The sequence below is a fragment of the Bergeyella porcorum genome, assembly GCF_042427575.1.
GTDB lineage: Bacteria > Bacteroidota > Bacteroidia > Flavobacteriales > Weeksellaceae > Bergeyella > Bergeyella porcorum.
On record NZ_JBHMFD010000009.1, the window covers coordinates 139,612 to 161,612 of the forward strand.

The 22,001-nt window shown below is 37.4% G+C and carries 24 protein-coding genes; 9 read left to right on the forward strand and 15 right to left on the reverse strand.

Going from position 1 to position 22,001, the window contains the following annotated elements; translation table 11 throughout:
• Positions 1-115: 115 nt before the first annotated feature.
• From ligA to ACFFUE_RS06255, 9 genes are all read right to left on the reverse strand, one after another.
• Positions 116-2,119 (reverse strand): NAD-dependent DNA ligase LigA, encoded by a 2,004-nt coding sequence (ligA, locus tag ACFFUE_RS06215; RefSeq protein WP_376833622.1) that lies wholly within the window; start codon positions 2,117-2,119, stop codon positions 116-118.
• Between the two features lie 106 nt (positions 2,120-2,225).
• Positions 2,226-2,687 carry a hypothetical protein gene (locus ACFFUE_RS06220; RefSeq protein WP_376833624.1) on the reverse strand — a complete coding sequence of 154 codons (462 nt, stop codon included), beginning with the start codon at positions 2,685-2,687 and terminating at the stop codon, positions 2,226-2,228.
• 87 nt (positions 2,688-2,774) lie between these two features.
• Entirely contained in the window at positions 2,775-4,055 is a 1,281-nt protein-coding gene (locus ACFFUE_RS06225) for an acetyl-CoA hydrolase/transferase family protein (protein WP_376833626.1), read from the reverse strand.
• A gap of 202 nt (positions 4,056-4,257) precedes the next feature.
• A complete protein-coding gene (locus ACFFUE_RS06230; protein ID WP_376833628.1) occupies positions 4,258-4,791 on the reverse strand; it encodes a hypothetical protein in 534 nt (177 codons plus the stop codon).
• Between the two features lie 6 nt (positions 4,792-4,797).
• Positions 4,798-5,595 carry a lysophospholipid acyltransferase family protein gene (locus ACFFUE_RS06235; protein ID WP_327984467.1) on the reverse strand — a complete coding sequence of 266 codons (798 nt, stop codon included), beginning with the start codon at positions 5,593-5,595 and terminating at the stop codon, positions 4,798-4,800.
• A 26-nt stretch (positions 5,596-5,621) separates the two neighbouring features.
• Positions 5,622-6,251: an NUDIX hydrolase gene (locus ACFFUE_RS06240; RefSeq protein WP_376833631.1), complete on the reverse strand. Its 630-nt coding sequence runs from the start codon at positions 6,249-6,251 to the stop codon at positions 5,622-5,624.
• 78 nt (positions 6,252-6,329) lie between these two features.
• Entirely contained in the window at positions 6,330-6,551 is a 222-nt protein-coding gene (locus ACFFUE_RS06245; RefSeq protein WP_376833633.1) for a hypothetical protein, read from the reverse strand.
• 46 nt (positions 6,552-6,597) lie between these two features.
• The gene (locus ACFFUE_RS06250) at positions 6,598-8,754 is read right to left on the reverse strand and encodes a glycoside hydrolase family 97 protein (RefSeq protein WP_376833635.1); all 2,157 of its coding nucleotides are present in this window, start codon (positions 8,752-8,754) and stop codon (positions 6,598-6,600) included.
• A 136-nt stretch (positions 8,755-8,890) separates the two neighbouring features.
• Entirely contained in the window at positions 8,891-9,838 is a 948-nt protein-coding gene (locus tag ACFFUE_RS06255; RefSeq protein WP_376833637.1) for a CorA family divalent cation transporter, read from the reverse strand.
• A 538-nt stretch (positions 9,839-10,376) separates the two neighbouring features.
• On the opposite strand from ACFFUE_RS06255, the gene ACFFUE_RS06260 reads away from it, so the two are divergent.
• On the forward strand, positions 10,377-11,264 hold the full coding sequence (locus ACFFUE_RS06260; RefSeq protein WP_376833639.1) for a T9SS type A sorting domain-containing protein: 888 nt from the start codon (positions 10,377-10,379) through the stop codon (positions 11,262-11,264).
• Positions 11,265-11,341: 77 nt separating this feature from the next.
• Here the strand turns inward: ACFFUE_RS06260 and rplS are convergent, their stop codons facing one another.
• On the reverse strand, positions 11,342-11,698 hold the full coding sequence (rplS, locus tag ACFFUE_RS06265) for a 50S ribosomal protein L19 (RefSeq protein WP_327984235.1): 357 nt from the start codon (positions 11,696-11,698) through the stop codon (positions 11,342-11,344).
• A 297-nt stretch (positions 11,699-11,995) separates the two neighbouring features.
• Complete coding sequence (locus tag ACFFUE_RS06270; RefSeq protein ID WP_327984234.1) at positions 11,996-12,787, reverse strand: SPFH domain-containing protein; 792 nt, start codon at positions 12,785-12,787, stop codon at positions 11,996-11,998.
• 184 nt (positions 12,788-12,971) lie between these two features.
• On the opposite strand from ACFFUE_RS06270, the gene ACFFUE_RS06275 reads away from it, so the two are divergent.
• The 4 genes from ACFFUE_RS06275 to ACFFUE_RS06290 all read left to right on the forward strand — a co-directional run bounded on the left by ACFFUE_RS06275 (position 12,972) and on the right by ACFFUE_RS06290 (position 15,002).
• Entirely contained in the window at positions 12,972-13,676 is a 705-nt protein-coding gene (locus tag ACFFUE_RS06275) for a CoA transferase subunit A (protein WP_327984233.1), read from the forward strand.
• The gene (locus ACFFUE_RS06280; protein WP_327984232.1) at positions 13,676-14,332 is read left to right on the forward strand and encodes a CoA transferase subunit B; all 657 of its coding nucleotides are present in this window, start codon (positions 13,676-13,678) and stop codon (positions 14,330-14,332) included. Before ACFFUE_RS06275 ends, ACFFUE_RS06280 begins: the two co-directional genes overlap by 1 nt.
• A gap of 341 nt (positions 14,333-14,673) precedes the next feature.
• Entirely contained in the window at positions 14,674-14,802 is a 129-nt protein-coding gene (locus ACFFUE_RS06285; protein WP_376833660.1) for a transposase, read from the forward strand.
• Positions 14,781-15,002 carry a hypothetical protein gene (locus ACFFUE_RS06290; RefSeq protein ID WP_376833643.1) on the forward strand — a complete coding sequence of 74 codons (222 nt, stop codon included), beginning with the start codon at positions 14,781-14,783 and terminating at the stop codon, positions 15,000-15,002. Before ACFFUE_RS06285 ends, ACFFUE_RS06290 begins: the two co-directional genes overlap by 22 nt.
• 58 nt (positions 15,003-15,060) lie before the next feature.
• On the opposite strand, the gene ACFFUE_RS06295 is transcribed toward ACFFUE_RS06290, so the two are convergent.
• Together ACFFUE_RS06295 and ACFFUE_RS06300 are read right to left on the reverse strand one after the other, a co-directional pair.
• Positions 15,061-15,357: an HU family DNA-binding protein gene (locus ACFFUE_RS06295; protein ID WP_327984205.1), complete on the reverse strand. Its 297-nt coding sequence runs from the start codon at positions 15,355-15,357 to the stop codon at positions 15,061-15,063.
• A gap of 293 nt (positions 15,358-15,650) precedes the next feature.
• Positions 15,651-16,160, reverse strand: coding sequence for an RDD family protein (locus ACFFUE_RS06300; protein ID WP_376833645.1), 510 nt, complete (start codon positions 16,158-16,160; stop codon positions 15,651-15,653).
• A gap of 219 nt (positions 16,161-16,379) precedes the next feature.
• On the opposite strand from ACFFUE_RS06300, the gene panD reads away from it, so the two are divergent.
• The 3 genes from panD to ACFFUE_RS06315 all read left to right on the forward strand — a co-directional run bounded on the left by panD (position 16,380) and on the right by ACFFUE_RS06315 (position 19,208).
• Positions 16,380-16,730, forward strand: coding sequence for an aspartate 1-decarboxylase (gene panD, locus ACFFUE_RS06305; RefSeq protein ID WP_327984206.1), 351 nt, complete (start codon positions 16,380-16,382; stop codon positions 16,728-16,730).
• An 82-nt stretch (positions 16,731-16,812) separates the two neighbouring features.
• The gene (locus ACFFUE_RS06310; protein ID WP_376833662.1) at positions 16,813-17,760 is read left to right on the forward strand and encodes a lysylphosphatidylglycerol synthase transmembrane domain-containing protein; all 948 of its coding nucleotides are present in this window, start codon (positions 16,813-16,815) and stop codon (positions 17,758-17,760) included.
• An 86-nt stretch (positions 17,761-17,846) separates the two neighbouring features.
• The gene (locus ACFFUE_RS06315) at positions 17,847-19,208 is read left to right on the forward strand and encodes an alpha-amylase family glycosyl hydrolase (RefSeq protein ID WP_376833647.1); all 1,362 of its coding nucleotides are present in this window, start codon (positions 17,847-17,849) and stop codon (positions 19,206-19,208) included.
• A 43-nt stretch (positions 19,209-19,251) separates the two neighbouring features.
• Here the strand turns inward: ACFFUE_RS06315 and ACFFUE_RS06320 are convergent, their stop codons facing one another.
• Entirely contained in the window at positions 19,252-19,494 is a 243-nt protein-coding gene (locus ACFFUE_RS06320; RefSeq protein ID WP_376833649.1) for a hypothetical protein, read from the reverse strand.
• 6 nt (positions 19,495-19,500) lie between these two features.
• On the opposite strand from ACFFUE_RS06320, the gene tet(X) reads away from it, so the two are divergent.
• Entirely contained in the window at positions 19,501-20,667 is a 1,167-nt protein-coding gene (tet(X), locus tag ACFFUE_RS06325; RefSeq protein WP_376833651.1) for a tetracycline-inactivating monooxygenase Tet(X), read from the forward strand.
• Positions 20,668-20,876: 209 nt separating this feature from the next.
• Here the strand turns inward: tet(X) and erm(F) are convergent, their stop codons facing one another.
• Complete coding sequence (gene erm(F) / locus ACFFUE_RS06330) at positions 20,877-21,677, reverse strand: 23S rRNA (adenine(2058)-N(6))-methyltransferase Erm(F) (RefSeq protein ID WP_042005545.1); 801 nt, start codon at positions 21,675-21,677, stop codon at positions 20,877-20,879.
• Positions 21,678-22,001 lie beyond the last annotated feature (324 nt).

Consider the following 22,001-nt stretch of genomic DNA (forward strand, 5'->3'; position numbering starts at 1 on the left):
CGGACAGCTTATTTTTTTTATTAACAACTTTACAAAGGATTTATTTCCCTTTCAAAATGATTCAGCAAGGTTGATAATCCATTTGTAACACTTGGTAATTCAAATGAACTTCCCTCTACTCCCCTACCATCTCTAAAAACTGCTGTTCGTCTAAGATGATGATGGTGCCAATGGCTTGGGCTTTTTTCAGTTTACTACCCGCCTTTTCACCCACCACCAGATAGTTTAGGTTTTTAGAAACCGCAGAGATGTTTTTACCTCCGTGCTTTTCTACCATATCTTCAGCTTGCTCTCGGGTGAAGAGGGATAATTTCCCAGTGAATAAAAAGGTTTTCCCCTCTAAAGCATTGCTCAAAACTTCGGTATGAGTATCTTGTTTTTCCAGCTGAACGCCATAAGATTTCAGGCGTTCTATCATCAGTAGATTTTCAGGATTTGCAAAAAAATCTCGGATGCTGATGGCAATCTTACCGCCAATGTCTTCTACCTGACAAAGCTCTTCTATAGTGGCGGTTTTCAGTTCATTTATTGATGGAAAATTTTTAACCAATTTCTTAGCAACCGTTTCGCCCACATGCTTGATACCAATCCCAAAAAGAACTTTTTCAAAAGGAATGTCTTTGGATTTTTCAATCCCTGAAATGATATTCTGAGCAGATTTCTCCGCCATTCTTTCCAAAGGTAGTAGTTGCTCTTTAGTGAGGGTATAGAAATCGGCAGGATTTTCAATCAGTTTTTCTCTATACAATTGCTCTATGGTCTCTTGCCCCAAATTTTCGATATTCAGAGCCTTTCTAGAAACATAGTGTATCATCTTACCTACCACTTGCGGTGGGCAATGGAGTTCATTGGGACAAAAATGAATGGCTTGGTCTTCTACTTTCATCAGCTCTGTGCCACATTCTGGGCAATGGGAAATGTACTGTATGGCGGTACTTTCTGGCGTTCTCTTTTCGGTATTCACGCCTACTATTTTAGGAATGATTTCTCCGCCTTTTTCTACATAGACAAAATCATTATTATGAAGGTCTAATTTCTTTATAATGTCTTCATTGTGCAAAGAAGCTCTTTTAACGATAGTACCTGCCAATAGCACGGGTTTTAGATTAGCCACTGGAGTGATGGCTCCCGTTCTGCCCACCTGATAGCTTACACTTTGCAATTCGGTTTCTACTTTTTCAGCCTTGAATTTATAAGCCATTGCCCACCGAGGTGATTTGGCGGTATAGCCCAATAACCGTTGTTGTTTTAAGGAATTGACTTTTAAAACAATGCCATCAATCTCGAATGGAAGCTGATGCCTTTCGGTTTCCCAATAATTGATAAAGGCTTTCACTTCGTCCAAACTTTTGCAAAGCTTCGCCTGTGCAGAGGTTTTGAATCCCCAATCTTTAGATTTTTGTAACAATTCCCAATGGCTTTCCGCAGGGAGTTCCTCACCTACAAACTGATACAACACCGCCGAAAGCCCACGCTTTCTCACCTCGCCGCTATCTTGCATTTTCAAGCTTCCAGATGCGGTATTTCTTGGGTTCATAAAAGGATCTAAGCCTTCCTCCTCTCGTGCTGCATTAATCTTGTCAAAGTTTTTTCGGGTAAGGTAGATTTCACCACGCATAAAGAAACGCTCAGGTGTATCTCCTTTAAGTTTTAATGGAATATCCGATATGGTGCGTACATTGGTGGTAATTTCATCCCCTTGGAAACCATCGCCACGCGTTACCGCTTCTTTCAAGATGCCATTTTCATAGAGAATAGAAATGGAGGCACCATCGTATTTCAGTTCTGCAACAAACTCTACGGGTTCTTCAATGGTTTTTTGGATTCTTTTTTCCCAATCTTCCAAATCGTCATAATCATAGGAATTGTCCAAAGAATACATCCTGAACTGATGCTGTACAGTAGGGAAATTTTTAGTGATGCCTCCACCCACACGCTGGGTAGGCGAATTGGCATCCCAAAACTCTGGATATTGTTGTTCCAAAGTTTGCAGTTCTTTCAGCATTTCATCAAATTCAAAATCAGAAATAATGGGTTGGTCTAAGATGTAATAACGATGATTGTGCTGGTGGAGATTTTCTCTTAATTGTTCTATTCTATGAAGAATTGTATCAGACATTTCAGTTTAGGTTTAGACCACAAATATAATGTTAAATTTTCAGAGTAAATTCACATTAGGGAAACAAAAAAGTCCAGAATTTAAAACTCTGAACTTTTGATTTTTTTTATTTTTTGATGACCATTTTTTCATCTATCCAGCGTTCTTTGGTATTGACATCTAATAGATAAAGAATTTCCCCGTGCTGTGTAAGAAGAAAGCTTTTGGTAATCGCAAGGGGAATTTTCTTCCCTTCCAAAGCATCAAATCTAAACGATATAATATTCTTGGGTGTTCTAATGAAATCTCCCGAAAAGACATTAGAAGTAGTTTCGCCAGTTTTTTTATCATCAAAAACTTCAATATAAGTGGCTTTATCTCCATTTAAGGAAATAAAAAGACGCTCTGTGTGGTCTTCAAACTCCTTTTGGATAACAAATCTTTTCTGATTTAAATCTACGGCTTTAAGGTTTTTATTGATACCTCTTTTGGCTTCCAATCTGCTCAATCTGGCATCTATAGCTGCATATTGAGCTTTGATACCAGACACTGATGCTATCAAAATAATGGCAAATAATATTTTTTTCATTCTCTGTATTTTAAAGGTGCTAATTTATTAATTTTAATGAAAATGCCAAGACCGTAATTTTCAGCCTTGGCAATGAAATTTTTGTGCTTATAGAGCCACTTTAAATCTTTCAAAAGCGGCTTTTTCTAAGGCTTCTCTATCATCTGGATGGGCTATGCTGATGAGGAGTTTTGCTCTTTGGCGTAGATTTTTTCCGTAGAGATTCACCGCACCGTACTCTGTTACTACCCAATGGATGTGCCCTCTGGTGGTTACCACCCCTGCTCCGAGTTTCAGATGAGGGACAATTCTCGGTACTCCTTTTTTGGTTCTGGAAGTAATGGCAATGATAGGTTTTCCCCCTTCGCTAAGGGCGGCACCTCTCATAAAGTCCATCTGCCCACCGATACCGCTGTATTGGAAAGTTCCGATGGAATCTGCACAGATTTGCCCCGTGATATCTACCTCAATAGCCGAGTTGATGGCTGTCATTTTCTTATTCTTCATAATGTTGATAGGGAAATTCACATGTTCCACATCCAAGAATGAGATAGACGGATTATCATCTACAAAATCATATAGGCGTCTTGTACCGAAGCAGAAACTGGTGATGGTCTGGTTATTGTGAAAGCCTTTATATTTGTTATTAACCACATCTTTTTGAATCAAATCGATAACGCCATCGCTTAGCATTTCGGTATGTATTCCAAGATCTTTGTGATTATGTAGGCATTGTAATACCGCATCTGGAATAGTTCCGATACCCATTTGCAAAGTTGATTGATCATCGATTAGTTCGGCTACATTTTTCCCAATTTGAAGCTCTTCTACTCCTACTTTCTCAGAGTAATTGATGGTAAGCAAATCAGCCTCGTGCCATACCATTTTATCAATTCTTTGAACGTGAACCATTCCATCGCCGTGGGTTCTTGGCATCTTGGGATTGACAACTGCAATGATTTTCTTTGCTGTATCTACTGCCGCTCTGGCAATATCCACAGATGTCCCCAGAGTACAATAGCCGTGCTTATCTGGTGGCGAAACGGTAATAATGGCTACATCTAACGGAAGTAAACCATTTTTGAAAAGGATAGGAATTTCACTAAGGAATACAGGGATAAAATCGCCATTATCTCCATTCACGGCACTACGCACAGGGGTAGAGGTAAATAATGAATTGATATAAAAACTATCCTTATATTCTGGTTTAGCAATTTCTATATTACCCTGCTGTGTGATGGATACAAACTCTACATTTCTTAATCTATCAGCTTGTCTTGCCAGTTCGTCAATCAAAACATTAGGCGTACAAGCACTACCGTGAGAGAAAACCCTATCCCCACTTTTTATTACAGAAACTGCCTCTTCGGCACTTACATATTGATACATTTTTACAAAAATATTTAGATTAAAACTATTCTAATGATGCTCCCAAATTTAAGTATTTTTTTCTGATTTGAAAAATAGTCAATAACTGATAGTTGTTAGTTTAATTTTTCAAATTTTGCCACAGAAGACAATAGCATTATTTCTCAAAAATAATTTCTGAGATTTTATCAAAGTTATCATTTTCTTTCCCTTGATTGAAAAATCAAAAAGTCATCACCGCTTCATAGAAATCTTCTTCCATTACGCTTAATTGCTGCACCAAAAGCCGAATTCCCTCAAGGTGCTCTACCATAGGATGTTTTGCAAAAGAGATGGGAATGGCTCCCATTGGCGTTTCAATGGTATCCCCAATAGGATGTGTGGAAGTATAAGGAAGCCTACGGAAGTAGTTTTCTACATTCTCTAATGCTGCATTAATATTCTCATTGTTTTCAGGATAGACCAATACGCCACCTCCTGTGATGCTATTGAGTAAATCGGGGATTGACAACTCTGATGCGGAGCTGAGCAATACCACATTAGGATGAAACAAAGCTACATCAGAATGCCGACTTTCAAAGATGAGAAAATCATTATTCTGAATGTTTTTCTCTCCATTATCCAAAATATAATCTGTGGAAATCCCACAAAAATCTAAGATATGCAATACCAGCCGAGCCATACCAGATTCGCTGGAAATTAGAATGCGTGTTTTATCCTGATGGTCTTTAAATAGTTGTAAAGCTGTTGTTTCCAAAGTATTTTAGTTTTTGTTTTCGGCTTTTTTAGCTTTCAGTTCCTCATCATACTCGTAGAGGAGGTTAAAATCTGGCGTTTGCTCTATGGCAACCATTATTTTATCCAAAATATCCTTTGCCGATTCATTTTCATAATCTATCTCCAATGGTTTTTTAAACTCCATTGTAGGTTCTACACCAGTTACTTTCACTTTCAATCCCTTTTTATCAAAAGCCCTTCTAAATCCATTGATTTTGATAGGTACTACAATAGGACGCTGCTGCTTTACCAGTTTAGCTGTACCTTTTCTTCCTTGTGCAAATGCGGTGGTAGTCCCTTGTGGGAAGGTAATTACCCAGCCATTGTCCAAAGCTTTCATTATATTATCCACCTCGCTCATATCCACCATTCTATTCACATCTTTGCCCTCTGCACGCCAAGTTCTTTTCACTGTAACAGCACCTGCGATTTTAAAAATTTTAGGCAAAATTCCTTTATTCATTGTTTCTTCTGCAGCTACATAATAGAAATCCACTTTGGGATTAAGAAGATAGATAGGATTTTTAATGGTATTGAGATAGCCATTGTTCACCGCACAGAATGCGTGATACATTGCTGCCACATCTGCAAAATAGGTCTGATGGTTGGATACAAAAAGGACATTGCTATCGGGTAGGTCTTTAAGGTATTCCGTTCCTGAAATTTTGAGTTTATTAAAACCGTTGAACCTTCTATAAGAGACCATTCCCAAGATGAAAATAATGAATCTTTTAAGGAAATAGGGTGTCCCGAAGGCATCGGTAAATATGTTTTTTTTTGCCATTTCTTGATTAAAAGTAAGCTGCGAATTTACAAATTTTTTAATAATTGTCGGAACTCGCTTAGAATCATAGCGGTGGCTCCCCACACCTTATAACCATTGAACTCTATTGTAGGAACTTCCACCCCTCGCGAGGTAGGCAGGGTCATCAGTTTTGGTGTTTCTTCCATTTGCAAAATAGTAGATACAGGAAACTCTATCAGCTCTAAGGCTTCTGATGCTTGTAGGGTAAAACTGGGATTTTTCTTGGTAAATGAAATGAAAGAATGCACATAGAAATTGCTTGGCGGGATATAGATAGGGGAAATTTCTCTGATGATTTTCACATAATGTTCCTCAATGCCTATTTCCTCTGCCGTTTCGCGTTTTGCGGTATGGGCAAAGTCTATATCCGTAGGGTCTTGGCTACCTCCAGGGAGGGAAATCTGCCCACTATGGCGGTCATTTTCATTTTCTGTACGAAGCATTAGGGGAAAATACCATTGATTATCTTTTAGATAGAGAAGGATATTAACGGCAGCAAAACGGGGCTGTTTTGCTAAGATTTCTTCATAACTTAAAATAGGGCGATAGGGCGGTGAATAGATGGCGTGGGCTTTATCCCCCCAAAGTGAAGCATTTTTAATTTTCCTTAATAAGTCTTTTCCCAATGATTCCATAGCACAAAGGTATGGATTTTTATAGTTTTTTGAGCATATCCCCAAACAAGGTTGGCGGTCATAAAATTTCTTTGATTTTCATTGTATTATTACAACTTCCACGAGCTTTTCCTCAACTTCTACGAGCACTTCCTCAACTTCTACGAGCACTTCCTCAACTTCTACGAGCTTTTCCTCAACTTCTACGAGCGTTTCCTCAACTTCTACGAGCACTTCCTCAACTTCTACGAGCATTTCCTCAACTTCCACGAGCACTTCCTCAACTTCCTTGCTGTTTGTATAACCTATTTTTTCAAACAAAAAAAAGTGATGCTAAGAGAGAAGCACCACTTTTTAAGTATTTTAATTATTGACCTATTGGGCGAATGCTCATTGCATAGCCTCCACTTCGGGCAAGTTTTACTGGGATTTTGGTTTTATTATCAATGGTTTTGGTATAGATATGATAAGATTGCGGATTGCTGATATAGTCTGCATCTTTACCATCTTCATATACCGTTACTTGATATTTTTTTCCTTTCGGAAGAAATGAGAAATCTACCACATAGCTTCGGGCATTCTCATCTGTAATCCCTCCTACAAACCATTCTTCTTTCCCTTTGGCTTTTCTAGCAATGTGGATATAATCCCCTGGTTCAGCAGCTAAAATCTGAGTATCATCCCAATCTGCTGCCACATCTTTGATAAACTGAAAGGCATCTAGATGTTTCTCATAATTTTCGGGTAAATCTGCTGCCATCTGCAATGGAGAATATAGTACAACATATAGGGCCAATTGCTTAGTAAGAGTGGTTTTCACGAAACGCGTATCGTTAGGGAAATAATAGTCTAACTTAGTTTGGAAAATCCCTGGGGTGTAGTCCATAGCACCGCCCATCAATCGGGTAAATGGCAAAATGGTCTGGTGATCTGGATTGTTTCCTCCAAAGGCTTCAAACTCTGTTCCTCTCGCTGCCTCTGCTGCAATCCAGTTAGGATAAGTGCGGCTCAATCCCGTAGGGCGAACGCTTTCGTGAGAGTTTACCATAATCTTGTAGTCATTAGCTTTCTCTGCAATTCTCAGATAGTGGTTTATCATCCATTGAGAATAATGATGCTCCCCTCTTGGGATAATATTGCCCACATAGCCCGTCTTCACAGAAGGATATCCGTATTGATTCATCAGTTGGAATGCTTTATCTGCCCATCGTTCATAGTTGGTTGCAGAGCCAGAGGTCTCGTGGTGCATCATCAGTTTAATTCCCTTTTGGTGGGCATGGTCATTCAGCATTTTAATATCAAAATCAGGGTATGGTGTAATGAAGTCAAAAACAAATTCTTTAGACTTTCCAAACCAATCTTCCCAACCGATATTCCACCCTTCGATGAGCAGAGCATCAAAGCCGTGTTTGGATGCAAAATCAATATATTGCTTTACTTTATCGTTATTAGCAGCGTGGTTGTTATTAGGGGTAAGTTTAGAGAAATCGGTTTTATCGATATGAACATTATTTGCCGTAGAATAAGCCCATTGGGATTTCCCTATAATCATCTCCCACCATACGCCCATATATTTGGTAGGTTTTATATATGAGGTATCCTTATAGTGTGTGGGCTCATTCAGGTTAAAAATCATTTTGGAAGCCAAAACCTCTTCCGCCTTTGGAGATGCAATGATGGTTCGCCACGGCGAGACTGCTGGTGTCTGGATATAGCCTTTGGCTCCCTGAGCATCTGGCGTAAGGTGGGTTTTCAGCGTGAAGGTTTGGGCATCTACTTCCACATTTGCCGTAGGATAGTTAATAACCGCCGCTTCAGAGATGCTATAATACATTGGGGCTTTGCCTTCCCACTTCATCATTGTTGGGATTTGTATGGCATTTTTAATGAGGGTTTGCGAGGCATTGCCATCATAAGATTTTGGCCAACGGGCAGGGATTTCGGAGATTTTAGTTTCCTGATATTGGTACTCTTGAGAATCATAGTCCCCAGCAATCCACCAAGTTTTCATATCGGCAGGAAGATTAATTTCGGTATCTTCTTCTTTGATGATGAAATAGTTAAGGTTTTTTTGCTCTGGAAATTCATATCTAAAACCAAGACCATCATTGAATAATCTGAACTTCAAAACGATATATCTATCATTTTCAGCTTGATTAAGCGTTACTGCCAGCTCATTGTAGTGGTTTAGATAAGTTTTTTTCTCACCTAAAATAGGGTTCCATTCTTCTTTTTTAGAACTGAAATGCTCCTCTGTTTTCACAAAACCATTGGCTAACTGAGAACTTTGGTGGGTATTATCTATCTCGGTAGCAAATTTGATGTCATTATCTTTCATCAATCTCAAGCCCAGTTTGGAATCTTCCACTAAGGTTTTACCTTGGTATTTCAGGTTATAATATGGTACTCCTGCCTTCAGTTGGAAATTCATTTCAAATTTACCATCTGGCGATTTGAGCGTTTGAGCGTTCATCCACAATGTGGCACCTAAAAGGAAAAACGCCCCTATTTTTATATTTTTCATATCACAAAATTTGAGACAAATATAGTAATTTACGCCTATAAACTTCGCTATTCGTATTTATTATTTGGGGAGATTTATCTCATAAAACAGCTTACTATCAAGAGAGAAAACTAAATTTCATTCTAAGATTCACGTTCTAAAACCATTTCTTTATTTTGAAAAAAATAAATGGTAAAATCATTGACAGAAACATTACTCCAAGCACAATAGGATACGGATTAGAAAGTTCTGGCATATGCTCAAAGTTCATTCCGTAGATACCCGCTATCATTGTGGGTAGAGAAATACATAGGGTAATGATTGTTAAGATTTTAAAGATGTAATTTTGTTCTATATCTATCTTTCTGGCGACATTTTCTTTCAAGCTCGTCAGCCGCTCTGCATTGAACTGTAAATAATCTGAAACCACCGAAAGGTCGCTAAGCTCGCGGTCTATAGCTTCTTTGATATTAATATTAGTTTGTGCAGCATTTTTCTTATAAAGCAAAAATACACGCTCGGTTTCTATAAGCATTTCTTTGATGAGCATATTATTAAAACTATGCTGAGCAATGAGATTGAGCGTAGCATTGGTAAATTTTTCTTTTTGCAAGATGCGCGTAGCGAGTTGTTTCACTCTTTTCACCTCATTTTCGGTAATATCAGCATAATAATCGCTAATAAACTCTATCTGCAAATCAAAAATATCATTAGGGTCCTCTAATAATTGTAATTGTGAAATTTTTCGGATATAGTTTTTGTTAATATACGCATCAATATCCGAATTGAGAAATAAAAACAATTTATCCCTTGTAAGGACAAAAAACAAAGGGCGTTCTTCTAGCTCATTCTTTTCATTGTAAAAGGGAAGCGAAATATGAAATGCCACCTGAGAAGGAGTTGAGAAAAAGTGGGAACTAATCTCTATATCCTGAAAATGCTTAATGATAGAAGCGTCTATATCATATTGATTTTCTAAGCGTTTAATATCCTCTTTCGTAGCATCTACCACCTGCATCAAATGAAAATCTTGGGCAGATACATTGATATCTTCTACCGTAGAACACTGCAGTAAGGTTTTGTTTTTTAATAAAATATCTATCATTTTTATCTCACAAATAAGCGACAAAAGTACTTATTTTTTGATTTTTTCACGGTATTTTTTCATCTATTTCAACCCAAATTCTGCAATAAGCTTTAGGCGGTAAGCCATAAGCTTTCATTCAATAAGATAGATTTTGTAAGTCTTTTAATGATTTTCATTAATCCATAGTTATTGATATTAACTTTCGGCTAAAGCCTTTTAGGGTAACCTTCTCAAAAGTCGGGCTAAAGCCCAACCCTATTGAAGATTCAAACTACTTGAATAAAAGGTAATTTTTCTAAAATAAAAAACATTTTTTCAACTGCTTAATCCAGAACAAACAAATCACAATAATTAACAGAAACATCACCAAATAAACGTTTAATTAAATAAAATATTAAACAATTGTTGTATAATTGTTAAATAATTATTACATTTGGAAATTCTATTCTAATTGATAAAAAAACGTATCCTAATAAGGAAGAGGTGGTATTTTTAAGCTCATTCAGAAAAAATAAATTTTAAATCATATATGTTTAACTTTTAATTTTTTTTAATTATGACAAGAAAAGTATTCTATTTTCTATTGGCAATGGTAAGCATTTGCCTTAATGCACAAAGTTTAACCATCAATGGTATAAGCATTTCAGGAGCGGGCTACATAGAAAAACCTTTCATTACAGGTAAAATTCATTTTGATGGAACCAACACCCTCACCTTGGAAGACGCCAGTATTTCTACAGATGGACTAAACCACGGCATCAATACGGATATTCCTAACTTTAAAATCATCCTTCTCGGAAGCAATACTATTACCACCAAGGAACGTGTAGGAATTAGAATTGCCAATGCAACTAACAATACCATTACAGGAGGTGGTCGCTTAGAAATTCTCAATTCAGCCACGGGAATTTTCATATCAGGAACTGCAGCACTCACTATCGAGGGCGGTATAGATCTCCTAGCAGAGTGTACCCGCTATGGCATTACTGGGATGAAACGCACTGGACAAACGTTAACCATAGATAATGCCCGAGTGAGAGTAAAAGGAGAAAGTAATGGCTCTATAATGGATTTAACAGGTCTTACTCTATTGGGAGGAACTAAAATAAAAGAGCCTACTGGAGCCGTATTCCAAAGTGGTGCAGTCTATGTTGATGGATTAGTTTGTGTAGAAATGGTAGAGATTACATCTGAAACCCTAAGCGTTAATGAAATCCAACCAAACTCTAGCATAAACCTATACCCTAACCCAGCCATAAACGAAATTTTTGTAGAAACTTCTAATGCAACAGCGGGTATAATCTACATTCTAGACGCTAGTGGAAAAGTAGCTCACTCCCAAGCAGCAAAAGGTAAGAAAAACAAAATCAATGTGAGCCAATTAAGCAAAGGTATTTATTTTGTAAAGTATGGCGATAATAGCAATAAGTTTATAAAACAGTAACTTTAAGTACATCAAACAACAAAAACCACTCAGATATAATCCCCGAGTGGTTTTTGTCTTTATCAGTCTGAATTGAATTAATTCTTTTTGTAAGCAGCGTCTTTAATTCTCGCTTTTTTACCTCTAAGCTGTCTGAAGTAGTAGATTCTTGCTCTTCTTACTTTACCTCTTCTATCTACTTCAATTTTTTGTAGAGCTGGCATATTGATTGGGAAAACTCTTTCCACACCCACATCACCACTCATTTTTCTAATTGTGAAGGTCTTAGTAGCACCAGTTCCTCTAAGCTGGATTACAGTTCCTTTGAAAAACTGCGTTCTGGTTTTGTTACCTTCTTTAATTTCGTAATACACTGTAATAGTGTCTCCTGCTTTGAATTCTGGGAATTCTTTCTTAGCGATGTACTTGTCTTGTACGTACTTTAATAAATCCATTATTAATATATAAAAAAGTTTAAAGTCAAACAACTTACACGGCTCTCGTCAGAGGTTGATTAACAGGTTGCAAAAATACATTTTTTTTTCAAATGGACAAAAACTTTCTGAAAATAATTATCAATACACTCCCCTACTCTTTTCTAAACCTACCATAAGGAAAAACGACCAGCAATATCAACCAAAATGCAAAGCCTACAAAACCCCACAATGGCTGCCATTGAAACAAATCCCTACAAATTCCTAAAAGTGAAATATTGAATAGTACGAACAAAAAAATTTTCAAATATTGATTTCTCATGGGTTTAAAATTACAGGGGTTTTACCATCTGTGATGATGACTTTATTATTGGTATTTCTAATGGCTTCTATCCATTTTTCTTGAAGCAATTTAGAATCCAACCCTTGAGATTTCACTCTATTCGCTTCTGCTTCTATTTTAGCTTTTTCAAGATTCATTTTAGCCACTTGCAATTCATTTCTCACCTGCTCTGCCTGCTGTATTGCATTGTTTCTCGCTTCTATTGCTTTTGCCATAGATGCCGGAGGCTGCAGTCCAGAAGTAAGATTATTCAGTTGGAATAATTTCGCTTCAAAATCCTTTTTCAGCCTACCTTCCACTTGCTTTTCAAAGGTATTCAGATTATTCATTAGACTATCCGTAGTATAGTTTCTCGCTTCCTCTCGATAGGCATTAATCACCAATTTATTAAGAATAGAATTCTCCACATTATCCATCATCACTTGTGGTTGAGAAATCCCTAAATGCTTATAACTAAATACAATATCTACCCCTTGTCCTCTTATGGCTTGATATTGATATGATGGATCCACCGTAAAAACACCTGCATCTTTGGCGTTGATGGTAACCGCCTGTGGATCTCCCGAGGTTTCAAACATTGGTACTTGGTATAGCGTTGTACCAGGCCACATTGTCCATTGTCTTCCCACCACAGTTCTAAAATCCGATTTACCATTCCTGCCATAGTTTTCCATTAAAATTCCTTCGTAGTTTGGCTCTACCCTTGAACACTGAATACTAGCCATTGCCATCAATCCTAGTGCCGAATACTTTAACCATTGTTTCATTTCCTCTTTATTTTAGTTTTGCACAAGATAATAAAAAAGATTTAAATATGCAAACATTTCATCAAATCATTAATAAAACGCCATTTTTCATCTCCAAAAGAAAATAACACCGCTCAATTAAAATTTAACTTGTTTCCAAAAGAAAAAAATGCCTATATTGACAACGAAAAAAAATAATGATAATATGATAGATAAACGAGTAAAAAATGCAAAGGAAGCCATTGCTGGTATAGAAAGCGGAATGACCCTAATGCTGGGTGGTTTTGGGCTTTGTGGCATTCCAGAAAACTGTATTAATGCCCTATCCGAAAGCTCACTGTCTGATTTCACTTGCATTTCTAATAATGCTGGTGTAGATAATTTTGGTCTAGGACTTTTGCTTCAGAAAAAACAAATCAAAAAAATGATTGCTTCCTATGTGGGCGAAAATGCCGAGTTTGAAAGACAAATGCTCTCTGGCGAGCTAGAAGTAGAACTCACACCACAGGGAACTTTAGCCGAAAAATGCCGTGCTGCACAAGCAGGAATCCCCGCCTTCTATACCCCCGCTGGATACGGCACCGAAGTAGCAGAAGGCAAAGAAGTAAAAGAATTTAATGGTAAAATGCACATCTTGGAACACGCCTATGAGGCAGATTTTTCCATCGTGAAAGCTTGGAAAGGGGATTATACTGGCAATCTCATTTTTAAAGGCACTGCCCGAAACTTTAATCTCCCTATGGCAGGAGCAGGGAAAATTACCATTGCCGAAGTGGAAGAATTGGTACCACCAGGAGAACTTGATCCTAATGAAATCCATATCCCTGGGATAATGGTACAGCGTATTTTCCAAGGAGAAAATTATGAAAAAAGAATTGAAAACCTAACCGTAAGAAAAAGAGAAGCATAATGTTGACAAAAGAACAAATCGCCAAAAGAATATCCAAAGAAGTAAAAGATGGTTATTATGTAAATTTAGGAATAGGTATTCCTACTTTGGTAGCCAATTATGTACCTGAAAGTTTCTCTGTAGAGTTCCAAAGTGAAAATGGTGTGCTGGGTATGGGACCTTTCCCGTATGAAGGCGAGGAAGATGCAGACCTCATCAATGCTGGAAAACAGACCATCACCACATTAGCAGGAGCTTCGTTTTTTGATTCCGCATTCAGTTTTGGAATGATCCGCAGCCAGAAAGTAGATCTCACCATATTGGGAGCTATGGAAGTTTCAGAACAAGGAGATATTGCCAGCTGGAAAATTCCTGGGAAAATGGTAAAAGGTATGGGCGGTGCAATGGATTTGGTAGCCTCTGCAAAAAACATCATCGTAGCAATGATGCACACCAATAAAGCTGGTGAAAGCAAAATCTTAAAAGAATGTACCTTACCTTTAACAGGGGTAAAATGCGTTAAAAAAATTGTAACCGATTTGGCTGTAATGGAAGTCACCGACCGTGGACTAAAACTATTGGAAAGAGCACCTGGCGTTTCTGTGGAAGACATTCAAAAAGCCACCGAAGCCACCCTCATCATTGAAGGAGATATTCCAGAAATGATGGTAGATTAAAATTCCTATGGCATAAAAGAAGAGAAGCTGTCCGAAAAGTTTTGGACGGCTTTTTTTGGTATTTTTCTCAAATTTTGTATATATGACGGAACAAAAATAGAAGCAACCTCCAATAAATACCCCTTTGTTTGGCGAGGTTCTGTGGAAAAATATCAAGAAAAACTCAAAACAAAAATCAATCGAATTTTATCCGATATTGAAGAGAGCATCAGACTTTATAATCAACAACTTAACACAGAAGAATTACCCAAAGTGATTGATTCTGAAAAACTTCGTGAGAAATTATCTGAAATATCAACAAACGATTAAAAGAACCGACTAAAAAACAAGCAAAAGAGCTTCTGAACAGTGAAAAAGGCTTGGAGCATCGAAGCAAACGACCAATCGAAGTGGAAGCGGTTTTTGGACAACTTAAAAGCAATAATAAGTTTGATAGGTTTACATTCAAATGGCTAAAAAAGGTAAGATAGAATTTCTACTGATGGCTATTGGGCATAATTTGAGAAAAATGGTATCTAAGGGGGTGAAATCTGCCCCAACGAGCCGAAAAACATCGAAAAACGGTCAAAATTCTGCCGAAAAACAAAATTTTAATGTTTTTAGCTTCCACAGAAAAGTTTTCACCAAAATATTTTTAGAAAAATCAGCCTACCAAAATTTAGCGGCATAAAAAAAGCTGCCCTTTTCGGACAACTTCTCTCTTTTTGTTTAACTTTTAAATCCAAAAATTACTTTTTCTTTTTCTTAGCACCAGCTGCTACAGCGTCAGCTAACTCAGCACCAGCCTTGAATTTAGCTACTTTTTTAGCTTCAATTTTAATTGGTTGCTTAGTCGCAGGGTTAATACCTTGTCTTGCGGCTCTTTCAGAAACAGAGAATGTTCCAAAACCTACTAAAGCTACTTTACCATCATTTTGCAAAGTTTTTTGCACATTAGCGATGAAAGATTCAAGAGCTGCTTTAGCTGCTACTTTAGTGATACCGGCATCTGCTGCCATTGCGTCGATTAATTCAGACTTGTTCATAATTCTATTTATTTAATGTTAAAAAAATGTTCTTGCGAGCAAATATAGTACTATTTCATTGATACACAAACTTTTTTTACTAAATTAAACAAATTAATGCAGTTTATTAAACTTTTGTTTGAATTTTATAATTTAAAAATCTGCGTAAAATCAATGTTTCCAGACAATCTAAAACCGTGCCAATATTTTTATTAATGCTTGTTTTTTGAGTTGGGTGATAACAATTATCTAGATTATGGATTTGTAAAAACAGTTTTTTTATTGTAATAAGCATTTTTGGTTGATGGTGTAGGTTAAGCATCTTTTTTTCCGATGTTATCAATTTCAGTCTTGCTTGTTATGCTACGATGGTAGGATTTTATTTTTATCACTCTGGTGTCAGACCATTGATCGTGCCAGCCATTTTCAGAGAACAAGAAAGATAACCCATCGAAGGGAACTATTCTCGAGAGTGTTCTATAGAAAAGTTGTTTTGCATCAGGTGTTTTTCCGTCTATGGAAATCACTTTGGTTCCTGTAATCCATTTTCCTATGGTTCTCCCTTTGGTGAAATATTCCATTGTAAAATAATAGATTAGAGTGGTGATTGCAGTTATTATTGTGTCTTCAAGTCGAGACATGTTTTCCAAATAAGTAACCCAATTGTAAAAAAGTTTAATGTCTAAAAAGGTGTAGAGTAATACAGAAAAGACTCCCAAAAAGAAAAATAGAGAAAATATTACGATGGTATCTATAAGGTAATTAGCGAATCGTAAACCCAGAGTGGCACGATGGGCATGTACGGTTTTTAGGTACGGTTTCATAAAGTGTAAAATTAGGTTGTTACTATAATATTGTTCACGGTGCTAATTTAATAAAAAATAAAATAAAAAATGAATCGATTTAATTTGAAAGGAGTAAGAATTGTAAAAAAATGTTATATTTTGGTGAGAGTTTTATTCTAAAGCGGTGTTTCCTTCGGTGGTTAGAAATCAATGATATTCAAGTACAGAAATCCGATTTTTATTAATAAATTTGCACCTATGTTAATTGAAGTTTTTAAATCAAAAATACATCGGGTTCGGGTAACCGAATCAGATTTGGACTATATCGGAAGCATTACCATAGATGAAGATTTGCTAGATGCCGCAGGTATTATGGTAGGGGAGCGGGTATATATCGTGAATGTGAATAATGGGGAGCGTTTTGATACCTATACTATTAGAGGTAAGAGAGGGTCTGGTGAAGTTTGTCTTAATGGACCTGCAGCCAGAAAGGTGCAGAAAGGCGATGTAATCATCATTATTGCTTACGCCCAGATGACGCCAGAAGAGGCAAAATCTTTCCAGCCTAAAATCGTTTTTCCGAATGAGGAAACCAATTTGTTGACCTAAAATTTTTATCCCTTTGAAAAAGAATAGTACAATAAAAACCTTGTTTACCATAGCCATTTCTTTAGCAGTGGCTGTTTTTTTTATGTGGCTGGCATTTCGCGGACTGGATTTTGAGAAAATAAAAGGCTATTTTACCAAGGCTAATTATTTTTGGGTAGCGGTGGCAGCTGTTTTTGGATTGTTGGCGTATTGGTTTCGAGCGGTGCGATGGAATCTTTTACTAGAACCAATGGGCTACAGAATCTCAAATTCTAATGCTCTTTGGACCATTTCCTTTGGCTATCTGATGAACCTTACCATCCCTAGAAGTGGGGAGCTGGCACGCTCTACGGCTCTGTATGGTGTGGAAAAAGTACCAGTGGACCAATCTTTTGGAACCATTATATTAGAGCGGGTGGTAGATTTGGTGTGTATGCTCTTGTTTTTAGGGCTTACCCTTTGGCTGAAGTATGATGCTATTTTAGCATTTTATCGTTTTGCTACAGAACAGAACACAGCCGAGCCCTCTTCCTCGGTACCTTGGCTTTGGATGGTTTTGGGGCTAGGCACCATTGGGGGGATTTTATTTTTTGCATTGAGGAAATTTTTAGAAAATCTTCCTGTATTTAAAGCGATTTATAAGATTGTAGATGGCCTTTTACAAGGCGTTTTCTCCATTTTTAGGTTGAAGCAACCTATTTTATTCCTATGCTACTCATTGGCAATATGGGTATGTTATTATTTTGCTGCGTATCTCATCTGCTTTGCCCTTCCTGAGACAGAGCATTTCAGTATTGCAGATGGTTTTTTCCTCATTGTGGTAGGAACATTGGGGATGATGGTGCCAGCCTCTGGCGGTATCGGAGCCTTTCATTTTGCCTTGAAATTAGGTATCGGGGCGTTATTCCTGTCATTAGGGAAACCTTATGAAGAAGGAGCAGAGGTAGGATTGGCTTATGCTTTCATTTCGCATACAATGCAATTGGTCATTATGGCGGTAATGGGTTTTATTTCAATTCCCCTTCTTGCCAAAGCCAGAAATCAAAAATGATAAGTGATTTTTCTCAGAAATCTATACTGAACATCAATTTCTAAAATATTAATGCCTAAATTTGTCCTTCATCTTGAAGATTTTTTATGAAAAAGAGATTAATACTATCAGCGGCTTTAGCGTTAGGACTGATAGCTTGTAACACCATTCCAACAGGAAAATCAACAACTATGGAACAACCAAAAGAGTGGAAACAAACCACTAATATCTATGAAGTTAATGTAAGACAATATACCCCAGAAGGGACCTTCAAGGCATTTGAAGCCCACTTGCCACGCCTTAAAGAAATGGGCGTGAAGACGCTGTGGTTTATGCCCATTACCCCTATTGCACAGAAAAATAAAAAAGGGAGTTTGGGGAGCCAGTATGCTGCACAAGATTACACCGCCATCAATCCAGAATTTGGAACGATGGAAGATTTTAAACACTTGGTAGATGAAGCCCACAAAATGGGGTTTAAAGTGATTATAGATTGGGTGGCCAATCACACAGGTTGGGATCATATATGGACGAAAACCAATCCCGATTTTTATTTAAAAGATGAGAAAACGGGAGACTTCCAGATTGCTTCTGGGATGGATGATATCATAGAACTGGATTACAGCAATCCAAAGATGCGTGAAGCAATGATAGATGCAATGAAATTTTGGGTGCGAGAGGCTAATATTGATGGATTCCGTTGTGACCTAGCCTCTTGGGTAGAGGTGGATTTTTGGCAACAAGCCCGCCCAGAAGTGGAAAAACTTAAGCCTCTTTTTTGGTTGGGTGAGTTTGATGAGCTAGAAAACCCAGATTACGGAAAAGTTTTTGATGCCAGCTATGTCTGGACTTGGATGCACCGAACCAGAGATTTTAATGAAGGAAGGCAGTCTCAATATGACTTGAAGGGACTCTTGCAACGCTATACCGATATAGGGGATGGCTCTATGCGAGCTTGGTTTACCTCCAACCACGATGAAAATACTTGGAACGGCACCGAATACGAGAAATACGGTGTCTTTGCGAAGCCTTTGGCAGTGTTTTCCATCACTTGGAATGGCGTACCATTGATTTACAATGGACAAGAATTGCCATTGGAAAACAAACGCTTAGCATTCTTTGAAAAAGACCCTATCACTTGGACAGATACTCCATCTTTGCATCAGTTTTATAAGACTTTATTGAATCTGAAATCTACGCACCCTGCTCTAAAAGGTGGAGATAAAGCCGCCACCACACAATGGCTTAGCACCAATGCAGAGGATAGAGTATGGGCATACCTGCGTAAAAATGGAGATAAAGAGGTGCTTACCATTTTAAATATGTCCAAAGAACCAGTGTCATTTACGCTAACAGATGATAAGGTTAAAGGTACTTATAGAAATGTCTTTACCAATGTGAAGCGAAACTTTGATGAAGGAAAAGCGTTTAATCTAGCCGTTTCAGGTTATGCTGTTTTTGAAAAGTAGGAAGTTAGCTTTTTTTATTGTGATACCAAGCGTTTTTTATCTGTTACGGCGTAGATGTTATATGTAGGAATGCTTCCGCAAACTTGAGGAATGCTTCCGTAAGGCGGGGGAATGCTTTTGTAATATTGAGGAATGCTTCCGTAAGGTGGGGGAATGCTTTTGTAATGTTGAGGAACGCTTCCGTAAGGTGGAGGAATGCCTTTGCAAGATGGAGATAAAAACAATATACCAAGAATATAGTTGCAAAATAAACGAATGTTCGTATATTTGCAGCGTTATGTGCCATTTTTGAATGACAATGCGAATAGATACAGACAAACAAATGAATTTACTTAGTGATAAGAACGTTGCAATAATTGGTGGTGGACCCGTTGGACTGACTATGGCAAAATTATTACAGCAAAACGGCATAGACGTTTCAGTTTACGAAAGAGACAACGACCGAGAGGCAAGAATTTTTGGTGGAACCCTTGACCTACACAAAGGTTCAGGTCAGGAAGCAATGAAAAAAGCGGGATTGTTACAAACTTATTATGACTTAGCCTTACCAATGGGTGTAAATATTGCTGATGAAAAAGGCAATATTTTATCCACAAAAAATGTAAAGCCCGAAAATCGATTTGACAATCCTGAAATAAACAGAAATGACTTAAGGGCTATCTTGTTGAATAGTTTAGAAAACGACACGGTTATTTGGGATAGAAAACTTGTTATGCTTGAACCTGGTAAGAAGAAGTGGACACTAACTTTTGAGAATAAACCGAGTGAAACAGCAGATTTGGTTATTCTTGCCAATGGCGGGATGTCCAAGGTAAGAAAATTTGTTACCGACACGGAAGTTGAAGAAACAGGTACTTTCAATATACAAGCCGATATTCATCAACCGGAGGTGAACTGTCCTGGATTTTTTCAGCTATGCAATGGAAACCGGCTAATGGCATCTCACCAAGGTAATTTATTATTTGCTAACCCCAATAATAATGGTGCATTGCATTTTGGAATAAGTTTTAAAACACCTGATGAATGGAAAAACCAAACGCAGGTAGATTTTCAAAACAGAAATAGTGTCGTTGATTTTCTTCTGAAAAAATTTTCCGATTGGGACGAACGCTACAAAGAATTGATTCATACGACGTTGTCATTTGTAGGATTGCCTACACGGATATTTCCTTTAGAAAAGCCTTGGAAAAGCAAGCGCCCATTACCCATAACAATGATTGGGGATGCCGCACATTTGATGCCGCCTTTTGCAGGGCAGGGAGTAAATAGTGGGTTGGTGGATGCCTTGATATTGTCTGATAATCTAGCCGATGGAAAATTTAATAGCATTGAAGAGGCTGTTAAAAATTATGAACAGCAAATGTTTATCTATGGCAAAGAAGCACAAGAAGAATCAACTCAAAACGAAATTGAAATGTTTAAACCCGACTTTACGTTTCAGCAATTGTTAAATGTATAAAATGGAATAAAACGGCACATAACAAACAAATTGGCAATAGAGCCGGTGAAGTACTTCTATTGAACTTTTGTGCAATGTTGAAGATTAGTAATTCTATTCAACATTTGTGCTAAAAGTCGGCTCCATCGCCAATTTGCCAAACGTTATGCGGCAGCTTAAAAGACGACACCAAACCAGAAAAATCATCTTGACAACCACCCGACTTTGAACTACGAAGGATGAAATTTTTCAGGGACAACTTCCAGCATTTCCAAAAAACAGTTTACCCATTGACTTGGAGACAAACAAACAATTTGAGCATTAAGGTTTAAACCGAATTTTTCCGAAATTGACCTGACCTGACTTTTCCTGAAAATCGACTTTAAAGCTGTTTTTACAGATAAATCAGGTTTCTCTAACAGACAGGAAATAAATGCTAAGTATTTGGCTTTAAACTTAAAATCAAAAAATAAGTGTTTTCTTTTAATGTTTAACAGGGCTGATTTGACAGTTGGCGGTGGCAAGAAACTTTCAGGACCTACCTCATAGACAAGTTTCAAATCAAAAAAAGTATGATAGAAAACGGTATATGGATTGTAAAGCTTCCTCGAAAATAACTTTTGTGTAGGTTCTAACTGAAGGATAATGGAACCTCCCAGAAAATTTCCAAGACTCTCAAACATCAGGATTTTGAAAATATCGGAAGTAATGCCATAAGGAATATTTGACACCACTTTGAAAGGAAATTTCGGAACTGCAAAATTCCTAAAATCACAACCGACAACTTGAACATTTCGGGCATCAGAAAATAATTTTCGTAAATGTTCAACCAAAGCTGTGTCGTTTTCAATAGCAACAACATTGTTGGCGATTTTTAATAAATGAACAGTAAGAAACCCCTTGCCTGCCCCAATATCTAAAACCGTATCCTGATTACTTATATTTGCTTGTCTTATTGCATCTTTTATTAGCACTTTATCAATAGTAAAGTGCTGACCCGTAAAACGAACGGGCAATTTCTTTTTTGTCATTAGTAACTTCTTACAGGTGAATACTTGAATTCAAATCACAATTCATAATTCAAAAATTGAAATTGCTTGACTGCAAATTTAGTAACTTTGCTTGACAAATTAACGAGAAAGAAGAGAAAATGAAAGCCGACCGCATAACATCACCTATACGCAAGCAGGGGGTTCGTGCTTCGTAAGACAGGAAAGTGGTAAATTTGAAGTTCAGTTCTTCGTAGGAAGTTCAGTGGTTAAAATCCCTGCCTGCGTATAGCTGAGAAACGTTAGCGGGCATTGTGAAAGATACCAGCATAACAGTTAAACATTGATAAATGAAAAAAAAACTAC

What these genes read in the sequence shown, in the direction of transcription:
- ACFFUE_RS06225 (WP_376833626.1), bottom strand. Translation starts at nt 4,055, where the DNA reads ATGTATCAATATGTAAGTGCCGAAGAGGCAGTTTCTGTAATAAAAAGT.
- ACFFUE_RS06295 (WP_327984205.1), bottom strand. Translation starts at nt 15,357, where the DNA reads ATGAACAAGTCTGAATTAATCGACGCAATGGCAGCAGATGCCGGTATC.
- rplS (WP_327984235.1), bottom strand. Translation starts at nt 11,698, where the DNA reads ATGGATTTATTAAAGTACGTACAAGACAAGTACATCGCTAAGAAAGAA.
- ACFFUE_RS06255 (WP_376833637.1), bottom strand. Translation starts at nt 9,838, where the DNA reads ATGATAGATATTTTATTAAAAAACAAAACCTTACTGCAGTGTTCTACG.
- ACFFUE_RS06260 (WP_376833639.1), top strand. Translation starts at nt 10,377, where the DNA reads ATGACAAGAAAAGTATTCTATTTTCTATTGGCAATGGTAAGCATTTGC.
- ACFFUE_RS06270 (WP_327984234.1), bottom strand. Translation starts at nt 12,787, where the DNA reads ATGAAACAATGGTTAAAGTATTCGGCACTAGGATTGATGGCAATGGCT.
- ACFFUE_RS06290 (WP_376833643.1), top strand. Translation starts at nt 14,781, where the DNA reads ATGGCTAAAAAAGGTAAGATAGAATTTCTACTGATGGCTATTGGGCAT.
- ACFFUE_RS06220 (WP_376833624.1), bottom strand. Translation starts at nt 2,687, where the DNA reads ATGAAAAAAATATTATTTGCCATTATTTTGATAGCATCAGTGTCTGGT.
- ACFFUE_RS06250 (WP_376833635.1), bottom strand. Translation starts at nt 8,754, where the DNA reads ATGAAAAATATAAAAATAGGGGCGTTTTTCCTTTTAGGTGCCACATTG.
- panD (WP_327984206.1), top strand. Translation starts at nt 16,380, where the DNA reads ATGTTAATTGAAGTTTTTAAATCAAAAATACATCGGGTTCGGGTAACC.
- ligA (WP_376833622.1), bottom strand. Translation starts at nt 2,119, where the DNA reads ATGTCTGATACAATTCTTCATAGAATAGAACAATTAAGAGAAAATCTC.
- ACFFUE_RS06275 (WP_327984233.1), top strand. Translation starts at nt 12,972, where the DNA reads ATGATAGATAAACGAGTAAAAAATGCAAAGGAAGCCATTGCTGGTATA.
- ACFFUE_RS06280 (WP_327984232.1), top strand. Translation starts at nt 13,676, where the DNA reads ATGTTGACAAAAGAACAAATCGCCAAAAGAATATCCAAAGAAGTAAAA.
- ACFFUE_RS06300 (WP_376833645.1), bottom strand. Translation starts at nt 16,160, where the DNA reads ATGAAACCGTACCTAAAAACCGTACATGCCCATCGTGCCACTCTGGGT.
- ACFFUE_RS06240 (WP_376833631.1), bottom strand. Translation starts at nt 6,251, where the DNA reads ATGGAATCATTGGGAAAAGACTTATTAAGGAAAATTAAAAATGCTTCA.
- ACFFUE_RS06310 (WP_376833662.1), top strand. Translation starts at nt 16,813, where the DNA reads ATGTGGCTGGCATTTCGCGGACTGGATTTTGAGAAAATAAAAGGCTAT.
- ACFFUE_RS06315 (WP_376833647.1), top strand. Translation starts at nt 17,847, where the DNA reads ATGAAAAAGAGATTAATACTATCAGCGGCTTTAGCGTTAGGACTGATA.
- ACFFUE_RS06320 (WP_376833649.1), bottom strand. Translation starts at nt 19,494, where the DNA reads ATGGCACATAACGCTGCAAATATACGAACATTCGTTTATTTTGCAACT.
- ACFFUE_RS06235 (WP_327984467.1), bottom strand. Translation starts at nt 5,595, where the DNA reads ATGGCAAAAAAAAACATATTTACCGATGCCTTCGGGACACCCTATTTC.